The organism is Streptomyces sp. NPDC102490 (genome assembly GCF_044765285.1).
GTDB lineage: Bacteria > Actinomycetota > Actinomycetes > Streptomycetales > Streptomycetaceae > Streptomyces.
Map to the genome: position 1 here is coordinate 80,896 of NZ_JBIWJU010000008.1, position 22,093 is coordinate 102,988.

15 protein-coding genes and 1 pseudogene are annotated in these 22,093 nt (G+C 72.5%); 6 read left to right on the forward strand and 10 right to left on the reverse strand.

The features are described from left to right. Window positions 1-404 precede the first annotated feature (404 nt). Both ACIRGB_RS19435 and ACIRGB_RS19440 read right to left on the reverse strand, forming a co-directional pair. On the reverse strand, window positions 405-1,259 hold the full coding sequence (locus ACIRGB_RS19435) for a transposase family protein (RefSeq protein ID WP_403866172.1): 855 nt from the start codon (window positions 1,257-1,259) through the stop codon (window positions 405-407). A 1,820-nt stretch (window positions 1,260-3,079) separates the two neighbouring features. Continuing rightward, window positions 3,080-3,249: pseudogene (locus tag ACIRGB_RS19440) on the reverse strand (pirin family protein); the annotation flags it as partial. 870 nt (window positions 3,250-4,119) lie between these two features. Here ACIRGB_RS19440 and ACIRGB_RS19445 point away from each other — a divergent pair. Further along, on the forward strand, window positions 4,120-5,508 hold the full coding sequence (locus ACIRGB_RS19445; RefSeq protein WP_403866175.1) for an MFS transporter: 1,389 nt from the start codon (window positions 4,120-4,122) through the stop codon (window positions 5,506-5,508). Window positions 5,509-5,558: 50 nt separating this feature from the next. Here ACIRGB_RS19445 and ACIRGB_RS19450 read toward each other — a convergent pair whose 3' ends face one another. The 6 genes from ACIRGB_RS19450 to ACIRGB_RS19475 all read right to left on the reverse strand — a co-directional run bounded on the left by ACIRGB_RS19450 (window position 5,559) and on the right by ACIRGB_RS19475 (window position 12,111). Beyond that, on the reverse strand, window positions 5,559-7,463 hold the full coding sequence (locus ACIRGB_RS19450) for a helix-turn-helix domain-containing protein (RefSeq protein WP_403866178.1): 1,905 nt from the start codon (window positions 7,461-7,463) through the stop codon (window positions 5,559-5,561). A 56-nt stretch (window positions 7,464-7,519) separates the two neighbouring features. After that, on the reverse strand, window positions 7,520-8,320 hold the full coding sequence (locus tag ACIRGB_RS19455; RefSeq protein ID WP_403866181.1) for a 3-hydroxybutyrate dehydrogenase: 801 nt from the start codon (window positions 8,318-8,320) through the stop codon (window positions 7,520-7,522). 54 nt (window positions 8,321-8,374) lie between these two features. Beyond that, the gene (locus tag ACIRGB_RS19460) at window positions 8,375-8,854 is read right to left on the reverse strand and encodes an NUDIX hydrolase (RefSeq protein ID WP_403866184.1); all 480 of its coding nucleotides are present in this window, start codon (window positions 8,852-8,854) and stop codon (window positions 8,375-8,377) included. A gap of 68 nt (window positions 8,855-8,922) precedes the next feature. Continuing rightward, on the reverse strand, window positions 8,923-10,536 hold the full coding sequence (gene lnt, locus ACIRGB_RS19465) for an apolipoprotein N-acyltransferase (RefSeq protein WP_403866188.1): 1,614 nt from the start codon (window positions 10,534-10,536) through the stop codon (window positions 8,923-8,925). A gap of 167 nt (window positions 10,537-10,703) precedes the next feature. Beyond that, window positions 10,704-11,246, reverse strand: coding sequence for a hypothetical protein (locus ACIRGB_RS19470; protein WP_403866191.1), 543 nt, complete (start codon window positions 11,244-11,246; stop codon window positions 10,704-10,706). A 79-nt stretch (window positions 11,247-11,325) separates the two neighbouring features. Next, window positions 11,326-12,111, reverse strand: a complete 786-nt coding sequence (locus tag ACIRGB_RS19475; protein ID WP_403866194.1) for a glutamate racemase — start codon at window positions 12,109-12,111, stop codon at window positions 11,326-11,328. 39 nt (window positions 12,112-12,150) lie between these two features. On the opposite strand from ACIRGB_RS19475, the gene ACIRGB_RS19480 reads away from it, so the two are divergent. Next, window positions 12,151-13,401 (forward strand): glycosyltransferase, encoded by a 1,251-nt coding sequence (locus tag ACIRGB_RS19480; RefSeq protein WP_403866197.1) that lies wholly within the window; start codon window positions 12,151-12,153, stop codon window positions 13,399-13,401. Between the two features lie 15 nt (window positions 13,402-13,416). Here the strand turns inward: ACIRGB_RS19480 and ACIRGB_RS19485 are convergent, their stop codons facing one another. Next, window positions 13,417-14,721, reverse strand: coding sequence for a TerD family protein (locus ACIRGB_RS19485; protein ID WP_403866200.1), 1,305 nt, complete (start codon window positions 14,719-14,721; stop codon window positions 13,417-13,419). A gap of 294 nt (window positions 14,722-15,015) precedes the next feature. On the opposite strand from ACIRGB_RS19485, the gene ACIRGB_RS19490 reads away from it, so the two are divergent. The 4 genes from ACIRGB_RS19490 (at window position 15,016) to ACIRGB_RS19505 (ending at window position 19,702) form a co-directional block, all read left to right on the forward strand. Then, a complete protein-coding gene (locus ACIRGB_RS19490; RefSeq protein ID WP_403866203.1) occupies window positions 15,016-15,459 on the forward strand; it encodes a DUF6643 family protein in 444 nt (147 codons plus the stop codon). 42 nt (window positions 15,460-15,501) lie between these two features. After that, entirely contained in the window at window positions 15,502-16,329 is an 828-nt protein-coding gene (locus ACIRGB_RS19495) for an MOSC domain-containing protein (protein ID WP_403866206.1), read from the forward strand. Between the two features lie 217 nt (window positions 16,330-16,546). Then, a complete protein-coding gene (locus tag ACIRGB_RS19500) occupies window positions 16,547-17,155 on the forward strand; it encodes a hypothetical protein (protein WP_403866209.1) in 609 nt (202 codons plus the stop codon). 108 nt (window positions 17,156-17,263) lie between these two features. Then, window positions 17,264-19,702: a right-handed parallel beta-helix repeat-containing protein gene (locus tag ACIRGB_RS19505; RefSeq protein ID WP_403866211.1), complete on the forward strand. Its 2,439-nt coding sequence runs from the start codon at window positions 17,264-17,266 to the stop codon at window positions 19,700-19,702. 28 nt (window positions 19,703-19,730) lie between these two features. Here ACIRGB_RS19505 and ACIRGB_RS19510 read toward each other — a convergent pair whose 3' ends face one another. Next, the gene (locus ACIRGB_RS19510) at window positions 19,731-22,088 is read right to left on the reverse strand and encodes a hypothetical protein (protein WP_403866214.1); all 2,358 of its coding nucleotides are present in this window, start codon (window positions 22,086-22,088) and stop codon (window positions 19,731-19,733) included. Window positions 22,089-22,093: the final 5 nt, after the last annotated feature.

Genomic DNA, 22,093 nt, shown 5'->3' on the forward strand with positions numbered 1-22,093 from the left:
AAGGCACCACCCGGTGATCGCCTTGGGGTATATGTCATGGTGTTAATGCTCTCCCAGCTGTACCTCGCGCCGCTGCTCCTGCTTCTCGACCTGGCGGGCGTGCGACCAGGAGCGACACCGGACCGCTCACCCGACCTACGCCTCGGTGGCCGGGCCATGCTCCCGTGCTCGGTCTGGCTTACCGTGACACTGATCGGCCCCATGGATGAGGCGCACCGCTCGATCGTCACCAGTGCCAGCAGTCATCTACGCGAGGCACCCCGCCTGCGGGCCCAGACCGAGCATTGACGGTAATGGCCTCGGGCAGCTCCTCGCCCAGGTCCTGCTTTCCAACGAGCGGACCTACTAACGAGCTCGTGCACGGTAAGCGGTGAGACGTCGAGGATGGCGGTAGGGCTCGGTGTTCACGTCTGCCGTGCCGACATCAGGTTCGCGGTTTGCTGGTGTGAGAGCAGGCTGGCGATGGCCTGGACGGTGTCGCTCATGTGCTCGCGGCGGCCGAGGTGGCGGGCCAGGGCCCGCCAGTTCTTCAGGTGGGCGATGCCGTGCTCGACACGGATCCGCCTCGATGAGTGCGCCTTGCGCTGGCGCTCGTACATCTCCTCGTACCAGTCCGGGGCGTTCTTCTTGAACTTGCGGTGCGGCGGTGTGATCACCCGGCCGCCGGTCTGAGCGCCCAGGCCCTGGTAGCCGGCGTCGGCGAGGATTTCCACCGCGGGCCCGTCGGCCAGGAGCTTGACCAGCCCCAGCTGGCGGGCTTGGGTGATGTCCGCGCAGCTGCCGGGCCTGGTCGGGCTACAGAAGAGCACGCGGCCGTCCCCGTCCGTGACTACCATGGTCTTGACCGCGTTCTGCTTGTTCTTGCCGGAGATGAACCTGTCCCGGTCCTTGTGCCCGGCGGCCGGCCGGCGGGCCCGGATCTCGGTGCCGTCGATGATCCCGGTCTTCCCGCTGGCGCCGAGCTGGTCGATGACCTCGGCCAAGGTCCGCAACCGCACTCCGGGACTGAGGGTGCAGCCGCGCTCGGCCGGCAGGGGCCGCACCTCACCGACGGCGCGGGTGATGGTGGAGCGGTCCACCCCGAACTGGCAGGCCAGCACGTCGTGGGTGACTCCGTGTCGGAGGTGCACGAGGGCGGCCAGGAGCCGGTCGACGAAGACCAGCCGGTGCTTGGCCCCGGCAGCGATCGTCCGCTTCCGCGGCCTGGACGCAAGCCTGGCCTGGTGCCGTTCATGCCACAACGGGCCGAGCTCAGACACGAGTTCAGCGATCACGTCGGCCGACAGGCCCGTGATCCTCCGGTCGCTGATGATCGCTGCACGAGACGCGTTCCCCACCACACGACCATGATCAACGATCAGGAGCTTGACGCCTCACCGCCTACCGTGCACGAGCTCGTTGGGCCGACCAGGCAACCGGTGTCGGTTTCCCCTATCAGGTCTTCGGCGGCGGCCGCGTCGTACGGTCAGTCTTCGCTGCCAACCTGGACGAGATCGACGTGCTGCGCGAGGGCCGCCCACTGGCCGCCTCTCCCCGTCTTCTGAGGCCGCCGCTGGTGCCGGCAGATGCGCGTACGCACGAGACTACCGGCTGGCCCGCAGCCTTCTGGAAACGCTTCCGCTGCGCAGCACACGCAGCGTCAACGAACGCACCAACGAGCTCCTCAACGAGACCGCCGCGCCACCGACGCAATTTCGGCACGCTTGAGGCCGCAGTAGCGGTCACCGCCGAGCCGGGCCATCTGCTGAACGCCGACCGTCTCCACCGGGTGCTGCTCGAAGAGTTTTCTTGAGACCCGGCCCAATAGAAGAGTTCTGCCTTCCCGAGGACATCACCGCCCTCGACAACGAAGAGGGCGTCCCTGAGCGTTCGACAGGCAGCCGACACCGAGGACATCGCGCCGCCACCCGCTTCTACCGACTGTCCATGGCGATCACCGGCGCGGCGGATGGTTGGCTGACTGCGTCAGCATTGCACCTGGGGACGCACTCCCAGAACCGAGAGGAAGATGACCTGAACATCCTCACCGAGACAATGGCCTTCACCGCGCTCCACTCCCCCTTACCGAGGGGAGCCTGCTCCCGGGAGACACCTACGTACTCTGCGGGATCGGCGCGGGCTTCCGGTGAGGGCTCGGAGGCATGAACTCCACTCCCGGCAACGAGTGCGATTGCGAAGGGGGCGCGCCCAAGAAGCGTCATGAGGCTCCGACAGCAGGTGGGGCGCCAACCGCTAGTGTGCGGCAGCCGACCGGATCTCAAAACGAAGCCGCGACGGAGTGCTCCGTCGCGGCTTCGTCGACTCGCGATGCCACACCCAGTCCGGCCCGGACGCATCCTGCGGGACTTCGCGGTATCACTCGTCTGTCACACAGCAATCACCAACTGGGTGGCCCCCTCCTGGACTAGGAGACCCTGACCTGCACTTCCATACCCGTACTGGTCCGGCATGGACACCCCTGGACGGCCTCTACAACCTGTGCCATGTGGTACCACGGGGGTCACTCGCCGGCACCACGAACTACGGACCACATACCGAGATCCGGACCAGTCGCGGACCAACTCGGTTTCACAGCAGACCATTCAGCCCGTTACCGCGGGTCAGAGGTGAAGGCCAGCGCGTACCACGAGCAGACGAAGAACCTGCCAGTTACTCTCCCGCACAGCTTCCTCGGATCGGACCGAGCACGCGCTGCCGACGGTAAGCGGCGACACCAGTGTCTTGTCGGATCCCCACAAGGCAGCAGCGCGAACAGCGCTGTCCCTCTCCAACGCCCGACTCGATCGCCGGGCAGGTCAGCATTGGCCCGCCCCCTACCAATCCTGCAAACACCTACGCGATCGCCGGAACTGGGCAAAGGGCCCCTCAACCTCGCCTGACAGCACGTCAGCAAAGTCAGCATTGAGTCAGCAAGTGTCCTGCCACGCCTGCCCACAGACAGCCACATCGTGGAATCGTCAACCGCGCCGGTTTGAGCCAGACGGCTGTCTGGACGCCTTTGGCAAGCAGATGGAAGGCAGCGAGTACGGCCCGGCCGCCCTCCGCCCTGCGGACACCAATGCTGACGCCCTCCCGCAGGTCAGCGCACCCTCCCCCGCGGTTTCAACGGCACCGGCGGCAGCTCCGGTGCGGACAGCGGGGCGCCGTCGTAGCCCTTGACCTCCCCGAACCGTGTCCCTTCCACCCAGTCCCGCCGCGCCTGTACGTCTCTTCCTGGGAGCGCCCGATCCAGTTCCAGAACAAGTGGAGCAGTCCCAGATCCCCGAGCACGGCAACTTCCGAGTTCAGTACGACGCGTGAGAGTGCTTACCGACTGAGCCGAAGACGCGTTGTCGAGCCAATAGGTACCGTGGACCAGGGCGCGTCGCCGGTCATGCGCAATGCGCCCTCAAGCGCTCCGGGCACCATGCGGCAGACGAATGCCGTCGCTGCCTTAACCCAGCCCGCGAACCGGAATTCCAATCGACGACGTTCCATCCGCATGCCTACTCACGACAAGCAGCTCACTCGACGCCAGATCTGTCGTCGGTCCAGCAGGCGCGGCATGGCTGTCGTGACAACCATGCAACCGCGCTGACGGGCGTGCTGGACCGATACCGTCGCCTCTTGCTCAGGAATGGCCCCTTGCGGTCTATCAACTGGCGCGATGGTACGAGGACGCTTACGACACCACCAAGATCAAGTGTCAGACCACGTGCAGGCGGGCCATTCCGTTCGTCGCAGGGCCGCCTGGTCCTCGAGCTCTCAGGCCCAGCTCCACGCCGGACCAGGCGACAGAGGATGTCCGATCGGCCCCAGATGACGGGCTTCAACACAGCGTAGTCAGCACCAAGTCAGCAGGGGAGGGGTGAAGACAGGTGATGACGTGCGCTTTCAGTCAGCACCGAACCAGCACGGGAGTCAGCACGCCATCGCCAAATCATGTCAATCTACGCGTCACAGACACCGCTCGATCCGCTCCCTTCCAGGCCGCCAAGCCCCCTTGTCGAAGACGCATGGGGACTGCGCGCATAGCTCGCCTGCGAACTATGGTGTCCCACCACATACGCCTCTGACCTGCGCCTTCCTACGGTGTGGCGACACGCAACCGTCCCCGCAGATCCCCAGGAAGTGGTGCCGATGTCGTCGCCCGCAGCCGCTCCACCAGCCCCGAACAACCTCAAGCGCATCGTCGCCGCCAGCCTCATCGGCACCACCATCGAGTGGTACGACTTCTTCCTCTACGGCTCCGCCGCCGCGCTCGTGTTCAACGAGTTGTTCTTCCCCGACTCCGATCCGCTGGTCGGCACGCTGCTGTCGTTCCTGACCTATGCCGTCGGTTTCGCCGCGCGGCCGGTCGGGGCCCTGGTGTTCGGGCACTACGGCGACCGGCTCGGGCGCAAGAAGCTGCTGGTGCTGAGCCTGTTGATGATGGGCGGGGCGACCTTCGCGATCGGGCTGCTGCCCACCCACGCGACCGTCGGCACGGCCGCTCCCGTGCTGCTGACGTTGCTGCGGCTCGTCCAGGGCTTCGCGCTCGGTGGTGAGTGGGGCGGGGCCGTACTGCTGGTGTCCGAGCACGGAGACGCGCGGCGGCGCGGCTTCTGGGCTTCGTGGCCGCAGACCGGGGCGCCGGCGGGGCAACTGCTCGCGACCGGTGTGCTGTCGCTGCTGACGGCCCTGCTGTCGGACGCGGCGTTCACCAGCTGGGGCTGGCGGATACCGTTCCTGCTCTCCGGGGTCCTGGTCATGGTCGGCCTGTGGATTCGTCTCTCTGTCGACGAATCGCCGGTCTTCAAGCAGGCGTTGGCGCAGGCGGAGTCGCGCAGGGCGAAGGCCGAGCCGCTTCCGCTGGTCGCCGTGATGCGGTACCACTGGCGCGACGTGCTGATCGCCATGGGCGCGCGGATGGCGGAGAACATCAGCTATTACGTCATCACGGCCTTCATCCTCGTCTACGCCACGTCCGCGGCCGACGTCTCCAAACAGACCGCGCTCAACGCGGTGCTGATCGCCTCGGCCGTGCACTTCGCGGTCATCCCGGCCTGGGGCGCGCTCTCCGACCGGATCGGCCGGCGCCCCGTGTACCTGCTGGGCGCGGCCGGAGTCGGGCTGTGGATGTTCCCGTTCTTCATGCTGATCGACACCGGCCGCTTCGGCAGTCTGCTGCTCGCGGTGACCGTGGGGCTGGTGCTGCACGGCGCCATGTACGCGCCGCAGGCGGCCTTCTTCTCCGAAATGTTCGCGACCCGGATGCGCTACTCGGGGGCGTCGATCGGCGCCCAGTTCGCCTCCGTGGCGGCGGGTGCTCCGGCGCCGCTGATCGCCACCGCGCTGCTGTCCGAGTACGACAGCTCGACGCCGATCTCCCTCTATGTCATCGCGGCGGCCGTGCTGACGCTGTTCGCCGTGGGGGTTGCCCGGGAGACCCGGCACCGGGACCTCGCGGAGGTCGACGCGGTCCCCGGCGACGGCGAGGGGACCAGGCCGGTGTCCGACTCCGGTGCGCAGCGGGCGCGCAGCGTCTGAGCCATCCCGTCACCGGCCCGCCGGCCCCCGTACGCCCGTGCGTGCGGGGGTCAGTGCCGTCTCGGGGCCGACAACCGGTGGAGTTTGAGGGCCAGTTGTATCTCCAGCGCGCGTTCGGGACTCTGCCAGTCCTCGCCCAGGAGCCGGCCGACCCGCTCCAGGCGCTGGGCGACGGTGTTCACATGAACGTGCAGGGCCTCCTTCGTGCGGGCCGGGCTCATCCCGCAGGCGAAGTACGCGTCGAGGGTGTGCACGAGTTCCGTCCCGCGCCGTTCGTCGTAGGCGACGACCTGGCCGATGGTGCGGTCGACGAACCCGGGCACGTTCTGGTCCCCGGCCAGCAGCAGGCCCAGGAACCCGAAGTCCTCGGCCGCCGCGCCGTCCCCGCACCGGCCCAGCAGACGCAGGGCGTCCAGGCAGCGGCCGGCCTCGGTGTAGGCGGCGGCCACGGCGTCGGGGCGGGCGGCGAGGTCCGGTACGGGGGCGGAGGCGCCGACGGTGACGGCCTCGTGGACCGCGCGGCCCAGGTGCCGGGCGGTGCGGCGGGCCAGATCGGTGGCCCCGTCCCCGTCCGCCAGGGGCAGCAGCAGGACGGTGCCGCCGTCCCGGGCGGCGGCCAGGCCATGCCGGGTCGCGGCGAGGTGGGAGGCCGCGGCCCACAGGCGCCGGCGGGCGTCCGCCTCCTGGTCGGCGTCGGCCGCCGTGGCGTCGAGGCGGGCGACGAGGACGACGTGGGCGGCGGAGAGGTCGGCGTGCAGCCGTCGGGCCCGGTCGTTCAGCAGGCGCGGATCGCGGTCGCGGGCGTCGAGCAGGTCGTCGAGCAGCTCGCCGCGGACGCGCTGTTCGGCCTCGGCGGCGGAGCGGCGGGCGAGCAGCAGCAGGGAGGTGACCATCGCGGCGCGTTCGAGGGTGAGCTGGTCGACGGGGTCGAGGCCGGGGTGGCCGTGCAGGACGAGGGCGCCGAACAGCTCGTCACCGGCGGCGACGGCGGCGATCCAGTCGTCCTTGTGCCGTACCACGTGGCCGTCGGCGCGGGACGCCTCCAGCGCGTACTCGGGCGCCGCGGCGGCCTCGGTGAACTCCACGGTGCCGTCCAGCACCTGCGAGACGGCGGCGGCCACGTCGTGCACCCCTCCGCCGCGCAGGACCAGCTCGGCGAGCCGGTCGTGGACGTCGGAGGCGCGCTCGATGACGCCGCTGCGGTCCTTGATGATCTCGTTGGCCCGCTCCAGACCGGCGAGGGCCGAGCGGGTCTCGGCGAGCAGGTTCGCGGTGTCGATGGCGGCGGCCGCGAGAGCGGCGAAGGAACCGAGCAGGGCGATCTGCTCGCGTTCGAAGACCCGGGCCCGCCGGTCGGCGGCGAAGAGCACCCCGATGACGTGGTGGCCGAGCATGAGGGGTACGCCGAGGATGGCGACCAGGCCCTCGTCGCGCACTCCCGCGTCGATGGCACCGGTGTGCTGGAAGCGGGCGTCCTTGAAGTAGTCGTCGGTGACGTAGGGGCGGGCGGTCTGGGCGACGAGGCCGCCGAGCCCCTCCCCCATGCCGAGCCGCAGGGCCTGGAAGCGGGCGGCGACCGAGCCCTCGGTGACCCGCATGTAGGTGTCACCGCGCTCCGGGTCGTTGAGGCTGAGGTAGGTGACGTCGGTGCCGAGCAGGGAGCGGGCGCGCTGCACGATCGCCCGCAGCACCGCGTCCAGGTCGCGCAGTCCGGCGAGGTCGTGGGCGGTCTCGAACAGCGCGGACAGCTCGGCCTCGCGCCTGCGCCGGCCCTCCAGCTCCGAGCGCACCCGCAGCGCGAGGTGCTTGGCCCGTTCGAGCGCGTCGATCCGCTCGGCCGGTGCGCCTTCGGCACGGGCCAGCAGCACCGGCTGCTCGTAGGCGTCGGCGGAGGCGCCGCGGGCCAACAGCTCCAGGAACGGCGTCTCGGCGGACTGCGCATGATCACGGGACATGCTCACAGGATTCCCCATCACCCGCCCGTCCCGGCAGCCCTGTGGAAAACCCCGGTTCAGTGCGCGGTCCAGCCGCCGTCCAGGACGAGTGAGGTGCCGGTGAGGCTGGCGGAGTGCGGGCCGCACAGGTAGGCCACCGCTTCGGCGACCTCGTCGGGTTCGATCAGCCGCCGCACGGCGCTGTCCCGCAGCAGGACGTCGGAGAGCACCTGCTCCTCGGGGACCCCGTGGGCCCGGGCCTGGTCGGCGATCTGCCGCTCCACCAGCGGGGTGCGGACGTAGGCGGGGTTCACGCAGTTGGAGGTGACACCGTGGGCGGCGCCTTCGAGGGCGGCTGTCTTGGACAGTCCCTCCAGCCCGTGCTTGGCGGACACGTAGGCCGCCTTGTAGGCCGAGGCGCGCAGGCCGTGGACGGAGGAGATGTTGACGATGCGGCCCCAGCCCTGCCCGTACATGTGGGGCAGGGCGCCGCGGATCAGCCGGAAGGGGGCTTCCAGCATCACGGTGAGCACGGTGTGGAAGACGTCCGGCGGGAACTCCTCCAGGGGGCGCACCAGTTGCAGCCCGGCGTTGTTGACGAGGACGTCGGTGCCGGCCGCGGCGCGTTCGGCGGCGTCCAGGTCGGTCAGGTCCAGGATTTGGGGCTCGACACGGCCCGCGAGGTCCCCGCAGCTCCCGGCGAGCGCTTCGAGACCGGCGGCGTCCCGGTCGACCGCTCTGACCTCGGCACCGGCGGCGGCCAGCCGCAGTGCGCAGGCGCGGCCGATGCCGCCGGCGGCGCCGGTGACGAGGGCGGTGCGGCCGTGGAGGTCGAGCGAGGAGGCGTGGGGGGCCTGGAGGACGCTGGGCGAGGTCATGTCCCGACCCTAGGCAGCGTCCACCCCGCCCCCCATGTGGGCACGCCCCATACTTCAGCGGGAACCAGTGGGTTCGAACCATGTGGGGGCGTCGGACAGGGCCTGCTTGACCCTGGTCTGCCCGAACTCCTTGATGTCGGGCAGCGCGTCCACCGCGAACCAGCCCACCTCGAGCGACTCGTCGTCGTTGACCCGGGCCTCGCCGCCCACGGCCCGGCAGCGGAAGGTGATGTCCATGAACTGGCAGACGTCACCGTTGTCGTAGGTGACCGGCTTCAAGGCCTGCACCAGGACCAGTCGCTCGACGACGCACTGGACGGCGGTCTCCTCCTCGACCTCGCGCACGGCGCAGGCGGCGGGCTGCTCCCCCGGGTCCGGGATGCCTCCGATCAACGACCAGCGCCCGTTGTCGGACCGTCGGCCGAGCAGCACTCTGCCCTCGTCGTCGAAGACGACGGCGGTGACTCCGGGGAGCCACAGCAGCTGGTGTCCGGCCGAGGCGCGCAGGTCGCGGATGAAATCGGGAGTAGCCATGGGTCCGACCCTAACGGGGCGGCCCGGCCGCTCCCGACGGTCTCGTGGGGCGTGCGACGGGCGTACGGCTACACGGCGTGGGCGCGCCGACCGCGCACACCGGCACCGACGGCCCAGCCGAGTCCGCCGGCGGCGACCAGCACCAGGGCGATCTCGGGCGCCACACCGAGCCGGGTGGCGGGCGTCTCGGAGGAGCGCAGGGGCACCTCCTGGACCAGGGAGTCCGCCACGAACATGCCGGTCTTCTGGGTGATCCTGCCGTCCGGCATGATGATCGCACTGACGCCGCTGGTCACCGGAACGGTGACGGTCCGGCTGTGTTCCACCGCGCGGATCCGGGACATGGCGAGCTGCTGGTACGTCATCTCGCTGCGGTCGAAGGTCGCGTTGTTGCTGGGCACGGAGATCAGCTGGGCGCCGTCGGTGACCTCGGAGCGCACGGCCCAGTCGAAGGCCGCCTCGTAGCAGGTCACCAGGCCCACCTCGGTGCCGGCCATGGTGAACACGCCGGGCTCGGTGCCCCGGCTGAAGTCCCTGCTGACCATGGAGGTCCAGGTCTCGTTGATCGCCCCGATGAGCGAGCGCAGCGGCAGGTACTCGCCGAAGGGCTGGATCTGCCGCTTGTCGTAGGTGTCGACGGGGCCCTTGTCCGGGTCCCACAGGATCTGCTCGTTGAGCAGTTTCCCGTCACGTTCCACGACGCCGCCGACCGAGATGGGCGCGCCGATCGCCCGGGCGGCCTCGTCGATGATCCGGCGGGCGTCGGCGTTGGCGAAGGGGTCGATGTCCGAGGAGTTCTCCGGCCAGAGCACGAAGTCCGGGCGTGCCACCTCGCCCGCCCTCACCTCCGCGGCCAGGCGCTGCGTCTCGCGCGCGTGGTAGTCGAGTACCGCGCGGCGCTGGGCGTTGAAGCCGAGCCCCGCGCGCGGCACGTTGCCCTGGATCACGGCCACGGTCGCGGTGCCGTCCTCCGCCGTGTCGCTGACCAGCGGCCGGGCGGCCACGGCGCCCACGACGGGCACGGCCACGCCGAGCAGCGCCACGGCCGCGGCGCCGCGCCGTACCCCGTCGCCGCGGCGTGCCCGGTCGGCCAGGCGTACGGCCTCGCAGAGACCGAAGCCGCACAGGACCACCGCGAAGCCGAGCAGCGGTGTGCCGCCGACCGCCGCGAGCGGCAGGAACACGCCGTCCGCCTGTCCGAACGCGATCTTGCCCCAGGGGAAGCCCTGGAAGGGCACGCGCGCGCGTGCCGCCTCTCCCGCGATCCACAGCGCCGCCGCCCACACCGGCCACCCGGGCAGTTTCGACACCGCGGCGACGCCCGCGCCGACGGCCGCCACGAACAGCGCCTCGATCGCGGCCAGGGCGAGCCAGGGGGCGGGGCCGACCTCCACGCCGGTCCACACCAGCAGCGGGAGCAGGAAGCCGAGGCCGAAGAGGTAGCCGAGGCCGAGGCCCGCCTTCCAGCCGCGGCCGCGCAGCACCCAGCCGAAGACGGCGAACGCGGGCAGCGCGAGCCACCACAGGGTGCGCGGCGGGAAGCTGACGTAGAGGAGCACTCCGGAGAGCGCCGCGGCGGCGGCCGGGACGAGGCGCACGAGCCGCGCGAGGGCCCCGGGGGCGGGTGTGGGCTGCGGCTCTGTCCGGTCCGACTCGCCGACGGAGGTTGCGGTGGCTGTCACCCCCCGGAGTGTACGGCGGGTGACCTGGCCGCGGACAGGACGGTCCGAGCGGCCCGACCGGCTCGGCGGGGGCTCGGCCTGCGTGCCGCGTCTCGGCCCACCGGGCGCCCCGGATCGCCCGGCACGCTCCGCCCGCCCGGCGGGGCGGGTCGCTCGAAGCGTTCGGTTCAGTGAGCCGGGCCCGGTGTCTTCGGACGCAGCCGGTCCTTGATGACCTGGACGGCCGCCTCCGCGTCGTCCACGGTGACCGTGAAGGTGTGCCCGTCCCACAGCCGCAGGATCAGGCCCTCACCGCGCCGCACGACGACGGCGGTGCCCATCTCGGGACGCCACCGGTAGCCCCAGCCGCCCCAGTGGCGCGGGGTGACGTGCGGCGCGAACTCGGCACCGGCGACATGGGAGAGGGGGATGCGGCGGCGTGGCACGCCGATGTGGCCGCAGCGCACCTCGAGGCAGTCCTCGTCGACTCTCAGCGCCACGTGCACGAACGCGAGGGTGCCGAACAGGACCAGGAGTCCCGCCGCGATGCAGCCGACGACGGCCATGGCGAGCGGGGCGACGCCGGTCTCCCAGGCCGATTCGACGGCCAGGGCGATGCCGAGCGCCATGCAGGCGGCGCCGATGAGCGCCAGGAACCACTGGACCCGGTTGGTGGCACGGCCGGTCCAGACGTTCGACGGTGGGACGGTCTCGCCGTGGCGATGCCTCATGGATATGAGGTTACTCATGTTTCTCTGCGCGGGTACCTCGTCGCGCAGGGTGACTGAGCCGACCGGGCGGAACGGCGCGTCAGCCGGCGGGCGTGACCGCGCGCAGGAGCCTGCCCTCGTCGTAGGCGAGCGCCGGCGCGGGCAGGGTGCCCTCGCGTCCGCTCAGCAGCACGGTCAGGGTGCCCTCCGCCGGGGCGCCGGGGTCGGGGCGGGCCCCGATCCGGCGCAGCGCCTGGGCGGCCACCGCTCCGGCGGAACCGTGCAGGACCAGGCGCGGGGCGTCGGGGCGCTGCACGGCGGCGCGGATGCGTTCGGCGACCAGTTCGTAATGGGTGCAGCCCAGGACGATGGTCGTCACGTCGCCGGGTGTGAGGGCGGCGGCGGCGCGGACGGCCTCGGTGATCGCCGTCTCGTCCGCGTGCTCGACGGCGTCGGCGAGTCCCGGGCACGGCACCTCGGTGACCCTCACCCCGCCGGCGAACTCCTCGATCAGACCGCGCTGGTAGGGGCTGCCGGTGGTGGCCGGTGTCGCCCAGATCGCCACGGGACCGCCGCCGGCCGACGCGGGCTTGATCGCCGGCACGGTGCCGATGACGGGCACCCCGGGTTCGAGCCGGGCACGCAGCGCGGGCAGGGCGTGCACCGTGGCGGTGTTGCAGCCGACGATCAGGGCGTCCGGACGGTGCGCGGCGGCGGCCTCGGCCACGGCGAGGGCCCGCCCGGTCAGGTCCTCCGGGGTGCGCGGGCCCCAGGGCATCCCGTCGGGGTCCAGGGAGAGGATGAGATCGGCGTCCGGTCGCAGCCGCCGTACCGCGGCGGTCGCCGCCAGCAGACCGATTCCGGAGTCCATGAGCGCGATCTTCACCCGGCCACCATAGACGATGCGCCGCCACCGGCCGGTGCCGTGGGGCAGACTGCGCACGTGAGCGCCGATGTGTGGACTTCCGTCGTGACCGTCGTGGCAGCCCTCTCCCTCGCCGCCTGGCTGTGGCTGCTGCTCGCCCGGGGCTTCTTCTGGCGTACCGACGTCAGACTTCCGGCCTGGGAGGAGCCGGAGGTCTGGCCCTCGGTGTGCGTCGTGGTCCCCGCGCGCGACGAGGCGGCGGTGCTGCCGGAGAGCCTGCCGTCCCTGCTCGCCCAGGACTACCCGGGGCGGGCCGAGGTCTTCCTGATCGACGACGGCAGCACGGACGGCACCGGTGAGCTGGCGTGCGAGCTGGCCCGGCGGCACGAGGGGCTGCCGCTGACCGTGGCCTCGCCCGGGGAGCCGCCCGCCGGCTGGACGGGCAAGCTGTGGGCGGTGCGGCACGGCATCGGCCTGGCACGCGCGCGTGAGCCCGAGTACCTGCTGCTGACGGACGCCGACATCGCGCACGCCCCGGACAGTCTGCGCGGGTTGGTGTCGGCGGCCGGCACCGGCGGTTTCGACGTCGTCTCCCAGATGGCCCGGCTGCGGGTGGAGAGCGTCTGGGAGCGGCTCGTGGTGCCGGCCTTCGTCTACTTCTTCGCCCAGCTGTACCCGTTCCGGTGGATCGGCGGTGGCCGCGCCGGGAGCAGGCGGAAGAAGGCGACGCGGACGGCGGCCGCGGCGGGCGGCTGTGTGCTGCTGCGTGCCGACGCCGCCGAGCGGGCGCGGATCCCCGACGCCATCCGGCACGCCGTCATCGACGACGTGGCCCTCGCCCGCGCGGTCAAGGCCACCGGCGGCCGGGTCTGGCTGGGCCTGGCCGAACGGGTGGACAGCGTGCGTCCGTACCCGCGGCTGCACGACCTGTGGCGGATGGTCTCGCGCAGCGCGTACGCGCAGTTGCGGCACAACCCGCTGGTGCTCGCCGGAACGGTGCTCGGCCTGGCACTGGTGTACCTGGTGCCGCCGTCGGCGTTCCTCGTCGGCCTGGCGGCGGGGCAGGGGGCCGGGGCCGCGGCCGTGCTGGGCGCCGCCGCCTGGCTGGTGATGGCGGGAACGTATCTGCCGATGCTGCGCTACTACCGGCAGCCGCTGTGGCTCGCTCCGCTGCTGCCGTTCACCGCGTCGCTCTATCTCCTGATGACGGTCGACTCGGCGGTGCAGCACTACCGGGGGCGGGGCGCCGCCTGGAAGGGCCGCACCTACGCCCGTCCGGACGCCGTGCCCGAGGAGGGCCGAGCGGGCTGAGCAGCCCGGGGCGGGTCATTTCCGGCCGGGGGTCCAGTTCATGCCCCAGCCGTAGGCGTAATCGACCGTCCGCTGGGGGCTCACGCCGCGCTCGGGCACCAGGTAGCGGGCCTCGCGCTGGACGACGAGGTCGCTTCCGGTGTTGGTGATCAGCGCGAGGGCGCACACCGTCGAGGGCACGGCGCACTCGTCGAGCGAGAAGTCGACCGGGGCGCCGTACTGCGGCTGGAGGGTGACCGTGGCGTGCAGGTCGGCGAAGGAGCGGGCGCCCTCGTAGATGGTCACGAAGACGAGGATGCGCCGGAAGTACCGCTGGTGGTCGAGGCTGATGGTGAGGTTCTCGCCGGTCGACACGGCGCCGGTGCGGTCGTCGCCGTCGAGGTGGATGAACGGCGGCTGGTGCAGCGCCCCGAAGGCGTTGCCGAGTGCCTGGACGACGCCCTTGCTGCCGTCGCTCAGTTCGTACAGGCAGCACAGGTCGAGGTCGAGGTCGTCGTGCATGGCGACCGGGCGGCCGAGCTTGCGGGCCCAGCCCGAGAACTGTTTGCGCACCTGCCAGTTGAGGTTGACGCGCAGGGCGCCGGAGGTACCGCCCTGCTTGGTCAGCGAGACGGAGGGCGCCGCCTTGGTGAGCGTGACCTTGGTCAGCCGGACCGGCTGGGCGGGGGGTGCGGAGGGCGCCGGCGGGGGCGCCGCGGCAGGGACGGCGGGCGCGGCGGGCGGACCGGGCGGGGCCGTCGGCGCCGGCGGGGCGGGCGCGGGCGGGGCGGGGGTCGTCGGGGCGGTCGCAGGTGCGTGCTGCGGTTCGTCCACCGAGATGCCGTAGTCGGTGGCCAGTCCCTCGAGTCCGCTGTCGTACCCCTGCCCGACGGCGCGGAACTTCCAGGCGCCCTGGCGGCGGTAGAACTCGCCGAGTACGAAGGCCGTCTCGACGGTCGCGCCCGGGTTGTCGAAGCGGGCCACGACGGTGTTCCGCGCGGCGTCGCGCACCTCGATGTACAGATCGGGGACCTGGCCGAAGGACCCGCCGTCCGAGGAGGCGGCGAGGATCACGGTCTCGATCGCGGGTTCCACGCGCGCGAGGTCGACGAGCAGGCTGTCGGTCACCCGGCCGCCGACGTCCCGCTTGCCCTCGTGACGGACCGAACCGGAGGCGTGGACCGACTGGTTGTAAAAAACGAAGTCCGCGTCGGAACGGACCTTGCCGCCCACCAGCAGGAGGGCGGAGGCGTCCGCGTCGGGCACGCCGGGTCCGGACCGCCAGCCCAGTTCGACCCGCAGCGCCGTCGTCGGCACCGGGGTGTTCGATCCTTTCGGCATTGACATGTCCGCCCCCATCACGTGTCACCGAGCCGGGTGATGTCCCGGCGCATCGTCGAGTCCTGACGCACAACCTATTCTCCGGGCCGCCCGCCCTTGAGGAAGCGTCCCGCGGAAGGTTCGGCCAACCGCCGGTAACCCGCCCGGAACTCGGCCTTTACCGCAAAAGCGGGTGGCCAGGCGCCCTATTTTGCCAAGTTCGCTCGCATTGGGGATGCCCGGTCACCGCGGACACGGAAAACAACCCTCTTATCGGTCTCCCCAACCAGCACATCGTGGGCTTAACTTATGGCCATGACCTCCCCCCGCTCCACTTATGGCGGCGGCTACTACTCCGCCTCCTTCCCGGACACCCCGATCTACGACTCGCTCGTGGCCGAACGGGGCACACCGCAGATCGCCCCGATCCGGGTCCCCGCCGCGTACGACATGCCGAGCAGCAGCCACCTGCCCGCGCGGTCGTCCGCCCTGCCCGCCCTGCCCGCGGGCCCCTCGCAGCCCTCCTACGGATACCCGCAGCAGGCCCCGCAGCCCGCCCCGTTGCAGCAGGCCCCCGCCGCGTACATCCCGCACCAGGCGACCGCGCCACGCGGCTACCCGGGCCCCCAGCAGCCGCAGCAGCCCCGCCCGGCCGCGCCCGGCCCCGCGGGGTACGAGGCGATGCGCCCCGCGGCTCCCCGGCCGGCCCCCGCGCCGTACCAGGATCCGTACCACCAGCAGCAGTACCGCGGCTACTGAGCCGTCCTCCGGGTTGTCGGTGCCACCTGGCACGATGACCTCATGGGGTATGCGCGACTGCAGTCGATCCACGTCCATCCGGTCAAGGCGTTCCGGAGCCTGTCGCTCCAGGAGGCCGTGGTGGAGCCCTGGGGGCCGGCCGGAGACCGACGCTGGATGCTGATCGACGACGGGGGAAAGGTCGTCACGCAACGCGGGCAGCCGCGCCTCGCCCTGGCCGCCGCCGAGCTTCTGCCCGGCGGCGGCGTTCGGCTGTCCGCGCCCGGCATGTCACCCCTCTCGGTGCCCGTCCCGCGCGCGCCGGGCACCGTGACGGTGCGGATCTTCCGGGACAAGGTCGAGGCACTGCCCGCCGAGGACGAGGCCGCGCACGCCTGGTGCAGCGCGCTGCTCGGAGCCGACGTCCGGCTGGTGCACCTGGACGACCCCGCCACCCGCCGCCCCGTGGACCCGCAGTACGCGCTGCCGGGCGAGACCGTCTCCTTCGCGGACGGCTTCCCGCTGCTGCTGACCACCACCGCCTCGCTCGACGCCCTCAACTCCCTGATCGCACGCGGTGAACACGCGGACGATGGCCCGCTGCCCATGAACCGCTTCCGGCCCAACCTGGTCGTCTCCGGCACCGCACCCTGGGCCGAGGACACCTGGTCGCGCATCGCCGTCGGCGAGGTCGTCCTGCGGGTCGCCAAGCCGTGCGGGCGGTGCGTCGTGACCACCACCGACCAGGGCACCGCCGGCCGCGGCGCCGAGCCCCTGCACAGCCTCGGCCGGCACCGGCGCGTCGACGGCAGACTGGTCTTCGGGCAGAACCTGGTCCCCCTCGGCCGCGGCACGGTCCGGGTCGGCGACCCGGTGCGGATCGTCGAGTGAGGAGCGGCCGCCCGCCCGGACCGCGCTCCGGTTCCGGACGAACGGCCCGGTGACGGGAACCCGGTGCGGGGTACGCGCGTTGGGCTTGATGAGAGGTTCATGAGAACCGGCCGTGACGGGCCACCGAGCGGGGACGGCGCCCCCCGCGGTCCGATCCGCCCGGGGTCCACGTGAACGGCTCGACGGGGGGTGGAGCGGAGCGGAAGGGGCTGCGTGCGTGCGGGCGATCACAGGTCTGTGGCGTTGGCGAGGCAATCCGCTGTGCCGCACGAGCGACCGGGCCGAGGCCTGGGTGGCCCTGACGGCGCTGCTGCTGACGGTGTTCGTGGCGCCCCTGGTCGGCGTGCTGGTGGGCGGCGCGGCGCAGAGCGCCCTGCAGCGGTCGGTGCGCGAACAGCACGAGGCGCGGCACCGGGTGATGGCCACCGTGGTCCGGCCCCTGGAGCGTTCGCCCCTGACCGTCGACCCCGAGGGCGCCTCCTCCGGCGAAGAGCTGCGCAGCCGCGTCCTCGCCGCCTGGTCCGGGCCGGACGGCTCGCGGCACGAGGGGCCCCTCCTGGTGGGCATCGACCGCCCCGGCAGCGGCGACCGATTCGCGCTGTGGACGGACGCTCGGGGCCGCGCGGTGGCCCGGCCGCTGGACTCCGCGACCGCGGCCACGCACGCCGTGCTCGCCGGGATCGGCACCGCGGTGGTGACGGCGGCCCTGGTGGAGGCCGCCCGGCGGATCGTGGTCTGGCGCCTGGTCCGCCGCCGGTACGCGCGCCTGGAGCAGGAGTGGGAGCGGGCGGGACCGGACTGGGGCAGGACCGGCGCGGGCAGTTGACGGGCTTCGGGCTCCGGTCAACTCACCACCTGCGCGCACGCTACGGTGGACCGGCCGAACCGAATCGGCGACGACCCGCGTACGACGAGGTGGGGGCACAGCAACGCCATGGCACAGGGCACGGTCCAGGTGACGCACACCGGCACCTCGCGGTGGCGGCGCCGCACGGGTGAGTACGCATCGCTCGCCGCTGCCCTGGAGGCCGCGGCCGACGGCGACGTCCTCACCGTCGCCCCCGGGACCTACCGGGAGAACCTCGTCGTCCAGCGGGCGGTGACCCTGCGCGGGCCCGAGGGTGCCCAGGGTTCGGTCCGGATCGCGCCCGCCGACGGTGTCCCGCTGACCGTGCGCGCCTCGGCGGTGATCCAGGACCTGCACGTCGAGGGCCAGGACGCGGCGGCGCCCGCGGTGCTGGTGGAGGACGGCACACCGGAACTGCTGGGCCTGAGGATCGTCGCGCGTTCCGCCTCCGGGATAGAGGTGCGCGGCAGCGCGCGTCCCACGGTGCGGCGCTGCACCGTCGACAACCCGGCCGGTGTCGGCATCGCCGTCCTGGACGGCGGGGGCGGCGTGTTCGAGGAGTGCGAGGTCGTCGCGGCCGGTCAGGCGGGCGTCGCGGTGCGCTCGGGCGCCCACCCCCGGCTGGAGCGCTGCCGGGTGCACCACGCGGCGGGTTCCGGCCTGACGGCGACCGGCGAGGGCTCCGCCCTGGAGGCCGTGGGCTGCGAGGTCTACGAGGTCCGCGGCAGCGGCGTGCAGGTGACCGGCCGGGCCACGGCCCACCTGACCGACTGCGACGTGCACCGCACCACCGGCGACGGCGTCACGCTGGACACGGACGCCGTGCTCACCCTCGCCGACTGCCGCATCCACGACATCCCGGAGAACGCGGTCGACCTCAGGTCCCGCTCGGTGCTCACCCTGACCCGCACCAGTGTGCGGAAGTTCGGGCGCAACGGCCTGTCGGTGTGGGACCCGGGCACCCGCGTGGACGCCAACCAGTGCGAGATCTTCGACAGCACCGGCGACTACCCGGCGGTCTGGGTCAGCGACGGTGCCACCGCGGTGCTCGACTCCTGCCGGGTGCACGACGTGCCGGACGCGCTGTTCGTGCTGGACCGCGGCTCCCGCGCGGACGTCGTCGACAGCGACCTCTCCCAGGTGCGCAACACCGCCGTGTCGGTGAGCGACGGCGCCACCGCGCAGCTCGACGACTGCCGCATCCGGGACGCCGCCACCGGCGCGTGGTTCCGCGACCACGGCAGCGGCGGCACTCTGAACAACTGCACCCTGGACGGCAATCGCACCGGTGTGATCGTCACCAAGGGCGCCGATCCCACCATCGAGCGCTGCACCGTCGACTCCCCCTCCGAGGCGGGTGTCTACGTGTCGGCCGGAGGCCGCGGCAGCTTCCTGAACTGCCGGGTCACCGGCAGCGCCGGCTACGGCTTCCATGTGATCGACGGCTGTCGTACGACGCTGAAGAAGTGCCGCACGGAGCGGTGCGCGCGCGGCGGGTACGAGTTCGCGGACGGCGGCCCCGACACGGCGTACGACTCCGGGCCGCTCGTCGAGGACTGCACCAGTGACGAGAGCACCGGCCTGACGGCGCCCGCCGCGCCCGAGCCGGTGGTGCAGACGGCGGCCCAGTCCCCGGGGCTGCTGGGCTCGATCCCCGGGCAGCGCACCACGGAGCAGGAGCCGCTGATCGCGGGCACCGCCCCCCAGGAGCCGGCCCGGACCTCGAAGGCCGTGCTGGGCGAACTGGACGCCCTGGTCGGCCTGGACAGCGTCAAGCGCGAGGTGCGCGCGCTCACCGACATGATCGAGGTGGGCCGGCGCCGGCAGCGGGCGGGCCTGAAGGCCGCGTCGGTCAAGCGGCACCTGGTCTTCACCGGCTCCCCGGGCACCGGCAAGACGACGGTGGCCCGGCTGTACGGGGAGATCCTCGCCTCGCTCGGCGTGCTGGACAAGGGCCACCTGGTCGAGGTGTCCCGGGTGGACCTGGTGGGCGAGCACATCGGCTCCACGGCGATCCGCACCCAGGAGGCGTTCCAGCGGGCGCACGGCGGCGTGCTGTTCATCGACGAGGCGTACGCGCTCTCCCCCGAGGACGCGGGCCGGGATTTCGGCAAGGAGGCCATCGACACGCTGGTCAAGCTGATGGAGGACCAGCGGGAGTCCGTCGTCGTGATCGTCGCGGGGTACACGGCGGAGATGGAGCGTTTCCTGTCCGTCAACCCCGGTGTGGCGTCCCGCTTCTCCCGGACCATCACCTTCGGCGACTACGGCCCGGGGGAGCTGCTGCGGATCGTGGAGCAGCAGGCGGACGAGCACGAGTACCGGCTGGCGCCGGGCACGGCCGAGGCGCTGACGAAGTACTTCACGGAGATTCCGAAGGGCCCGGCCTTCGGCAACGGCCGCACCGCCCGCCAGACCTTCGAGGCGATGGTGGAGCGGCACGCGAGCCGGGTCGCCCAACAGTCCGACCCCAGCACGGACGACCTGACCCTGCTGTACCCCGAGGACCTGCCCGAAATGCCCTAGCGGAGCGGGCGCCCGTTCCGGACGGGCCTCAGCAGCTCTCCGTCGCGTCGTCCGCCGCCGGGACGGACTCCGCGGCGCCGCCCGTCCGGCGCGGCACCGGTACCTCCGGCCCCAGTCGGCCCAGCAGCCGTCCGCGTTCCTCGGCGAAGGCCGGGTCGGCCTGGTAGTCGGAGTGCCCGAGGACCGGCGCCGGCAGCGGGTGGAGTTCGGTCCGGCCGTACGTCAGCGGGTCCTTGAGGGGTGCGCGGTCCACCGCGGGGCCCGCGTCGCCGGGCAGTCGCATCGGGCCGCCGATGGGATCGGTGCGCCGGTAGAGGTTGCGCCAGCAGTCGACCTCCGCGTGCAGCGAGGCGAGCGCCTCGGGGCCGAAGTGGGCGGGGAACCAGCGGCCGTACAGCCGCTCCAGCGGGGAGCCGTAGGTGAGCAGGGCGACCCGCTTGCGGACGGACGGTTCGAGCTGCCAGGACGCGGCGGCGGCGAGGACGCTGCCCTGGGAGTGCCCGGAGATGACCAGCCGGCCGCCGGTGGCGCGGGTCCAGGTCGCCATCCGCCAGGTCAGGTCGGGCACCGCGCGCTCGGCGTAGCACGGCGGTGCGAAGGGGTGTGCGGCGCGCGGCCAGAAGGTGCCGACGTCCCACAGGATGCCGATGGTGCGCCGCGCGGAGGCGTCCTTGTAGGCGCGCCTGCCCCAGGTGACGAACAGTATGAAGCCGAGGCCGATCAGCCAGGAGCCCAGCTCCTGCGCGGTCTGGGCGGCCCCCTGGACGGCGGCGTACGTCCCCCGCGCGGCCTCCCCCGGCACCTTCTCGGTGGTCAGGGCGCCCACCAGGGCTCCGGCGCCCAGAAGCAGGGTGGCGGCGGAGGTGAGGGCGACGAGGAGGGGCGCCCGGTCGGTGAGCGTGGCCGTGGCGCGGGTGAGGGCGATGCGCCGGGTCCGCCCGGGGTCTCCGGTCTCCCCGGGGTGGTCGCGTTCCACGGCGTCCCGTTCCGCGCGGGCCAGGCGCAGGGTGTGCCGGGCGAGCACGGCGCACATCAGCAGCACGACGAGGAGCAGCGGCGGGATGACGGACGCCTGCCAGGTCAGCAGGACGGGCGGGCCGTCGAGGAAGGTGCCGGTGCCGTCCATCCAGTCGGAGACGCGCTGGGAGACGCCGCCGGACATGACGCCGCCCAGCGCGCAGGCCAGCATGGCGACGGCGGGACCGCCCAGGCCCCGGATCGCGGCGCGGGCGTCGGGGCGGCTGCGGTGGAGCAGGTGGGCGACCACGGCCAGCGCGATGACCAGCAGCCCCTGCACCAGGGCGATGCCACCGAAGGCCATGTCGCCGGCCAGCCGGCCCTGCGACGTCCATTCCGGGCGGGCCCAGCCGCCGTACAGCAGGGCGAGGACGCACAGCAGGAGGGCGGCGAGCGGCAGACGGCGTACGAGGTGCTCGTCGAGCCGCCGGTCGAGGCGGCGCTCGCTGCGGCCGCGGCGGCACACCACCGCGACCACGGCGACGGCCCCCGCGGACAGGGCCCCCAGCAGCAGCCATCCGAGCGTGTCGAGCAGCGCGGGCCCGCCCGGCCGGCGGTCGAACCGGGCCGCCGGTGCGGTCGCCGCCACGGCGACGGTCAGCAGTCCGGCGGCGGTGTGCGCGCCGCGCAGCCGGGCCACCAGGCGGCGCCCGTACCAGAACCCGGGGCGGCCCAGCGCGGCGTGGCGGGGGTCCTCCTGGGGGTCGGCCCCGCGGTCCATCGGCTGCTGGGACTCGTACGCCCGCCAGGTGCGCAGCGACAGGTACCAGAGCAGCCCGGTGAGTGCGGCGGGCACCGCGGCCGCGAGGGCGAGCCTGCGGCCGGGCATGCTCCACCAGCCGCCGTCGGACATCACCGGCGACAGGAAGCCCAGCCAGCTGTGCCGCTCGGCGCACGCGCGCGTGCCCGCGCACTGCCAGGCCACGAGGTCGAGGGCGACCTCGCAGGCGGCGGCGACGAGGAGCACCGTCAGGGTGAGGGCCGCGAGCCGCAGCAGCAGTCCGTAGAGGCGGACCGTGCGGATCCGGCCGTGGGCGGCGGGCCGCATCCAGTGCGCGATGTTGACCACCATGAAGGGCAGGAGCAGCAGCCACAGGGCCCGGGTGCCGTTGCCGGAGGTGAGGTTGCACCAGACGTAGGCCTCGGGCACCGGCCGGCCCCGGTAGTCCTCGGGCCGGGACTCGGCGTCGGCGTCCTCGGTGCGCCGGAAGACGGCCGCGACGTGGTCGCCGGTGATCCGCACGGTCCGCGGGTCGTCCAGCATCTCGGCGGGTGTCGTACCGCCCACTCCGTGGACCAGGAGTTCCAGGGCGGCGCCGCTTGGCGCGTCGGTCCCGCCCGTCCCGACCCGTTCCTGCGCCTTCTTCACTGTCC

Excerpts from the sequence above, each read along its gene's own strand:
- ACIRGB_RS19455 (WP_403866181.1), bottom strand. The coding sequence starts at position 8,320 with ATGACCTCGCCCAGCGTCCTCCAGGCCCCCCACGCCTCCTCGCTCGAC.
- ACIRGB_RS19485 (WP_403866200.1), bottom strand. The coding sequence starts at position 14,721 with ATGCCGAAAGGATCGAACACCCCGGTGCCGACGACGGCGCTGCGGGTC.
- ACIRGB_RS19495 (WP_403866206.1), top strand. The coding sequence starts at position 15,502 with ATGGGGTATGCGCGACTGCAGTCGATCCACGTCCATCCGGTCAAGGCG.
- ACIRGB_RS19505 (WP_403866211.1), top strand. The coding sequence starts at position 17,264 with ATGGCACAGGGCACGGTCCAGGTGACGCACACCGGCACCTCGCGGTGG.
- ACIRGB_RS19490 (WP_403866203.1), top strand. The coding sequence starts at position 15,016 with ATGACCTCCCCCCGCTCCACTTATGGCGGCGGCTACTACTCCGCCTCC.
- ACIRGB_RS19450 (WP_403866178.1), bottom strand. The coding sequence starts at position 7,463 with ATGTCCCGTGATCATGCGCAGTCCGCCGAGACGCCGTTCCTGGAGCTG.
- ACIRGB_RS19460 (WP_403866184.1), bottom strand. The coding sequence starts at position 8,854 with ATGGCTACTCCCGATTTCATCCGCGACCTGCGCGCCTCGGCCGGACAC.
- ACIRGB_RS19445 (WP_403866175.1), top strand. The coding sequence starts at position 4,120 with ATGTCGTCGCCCGCAGCCGCTCCACCAGCCCCGAACAACCTCAAGCGC.
- ACIRGB_RS19470 (WP_403866191.1), bottom strand. The coding sequence starts at position 11,246 with ATGAGGCATCGCCACGGCGAGACCGTCCCACCGTCGAACGTCTGGACC.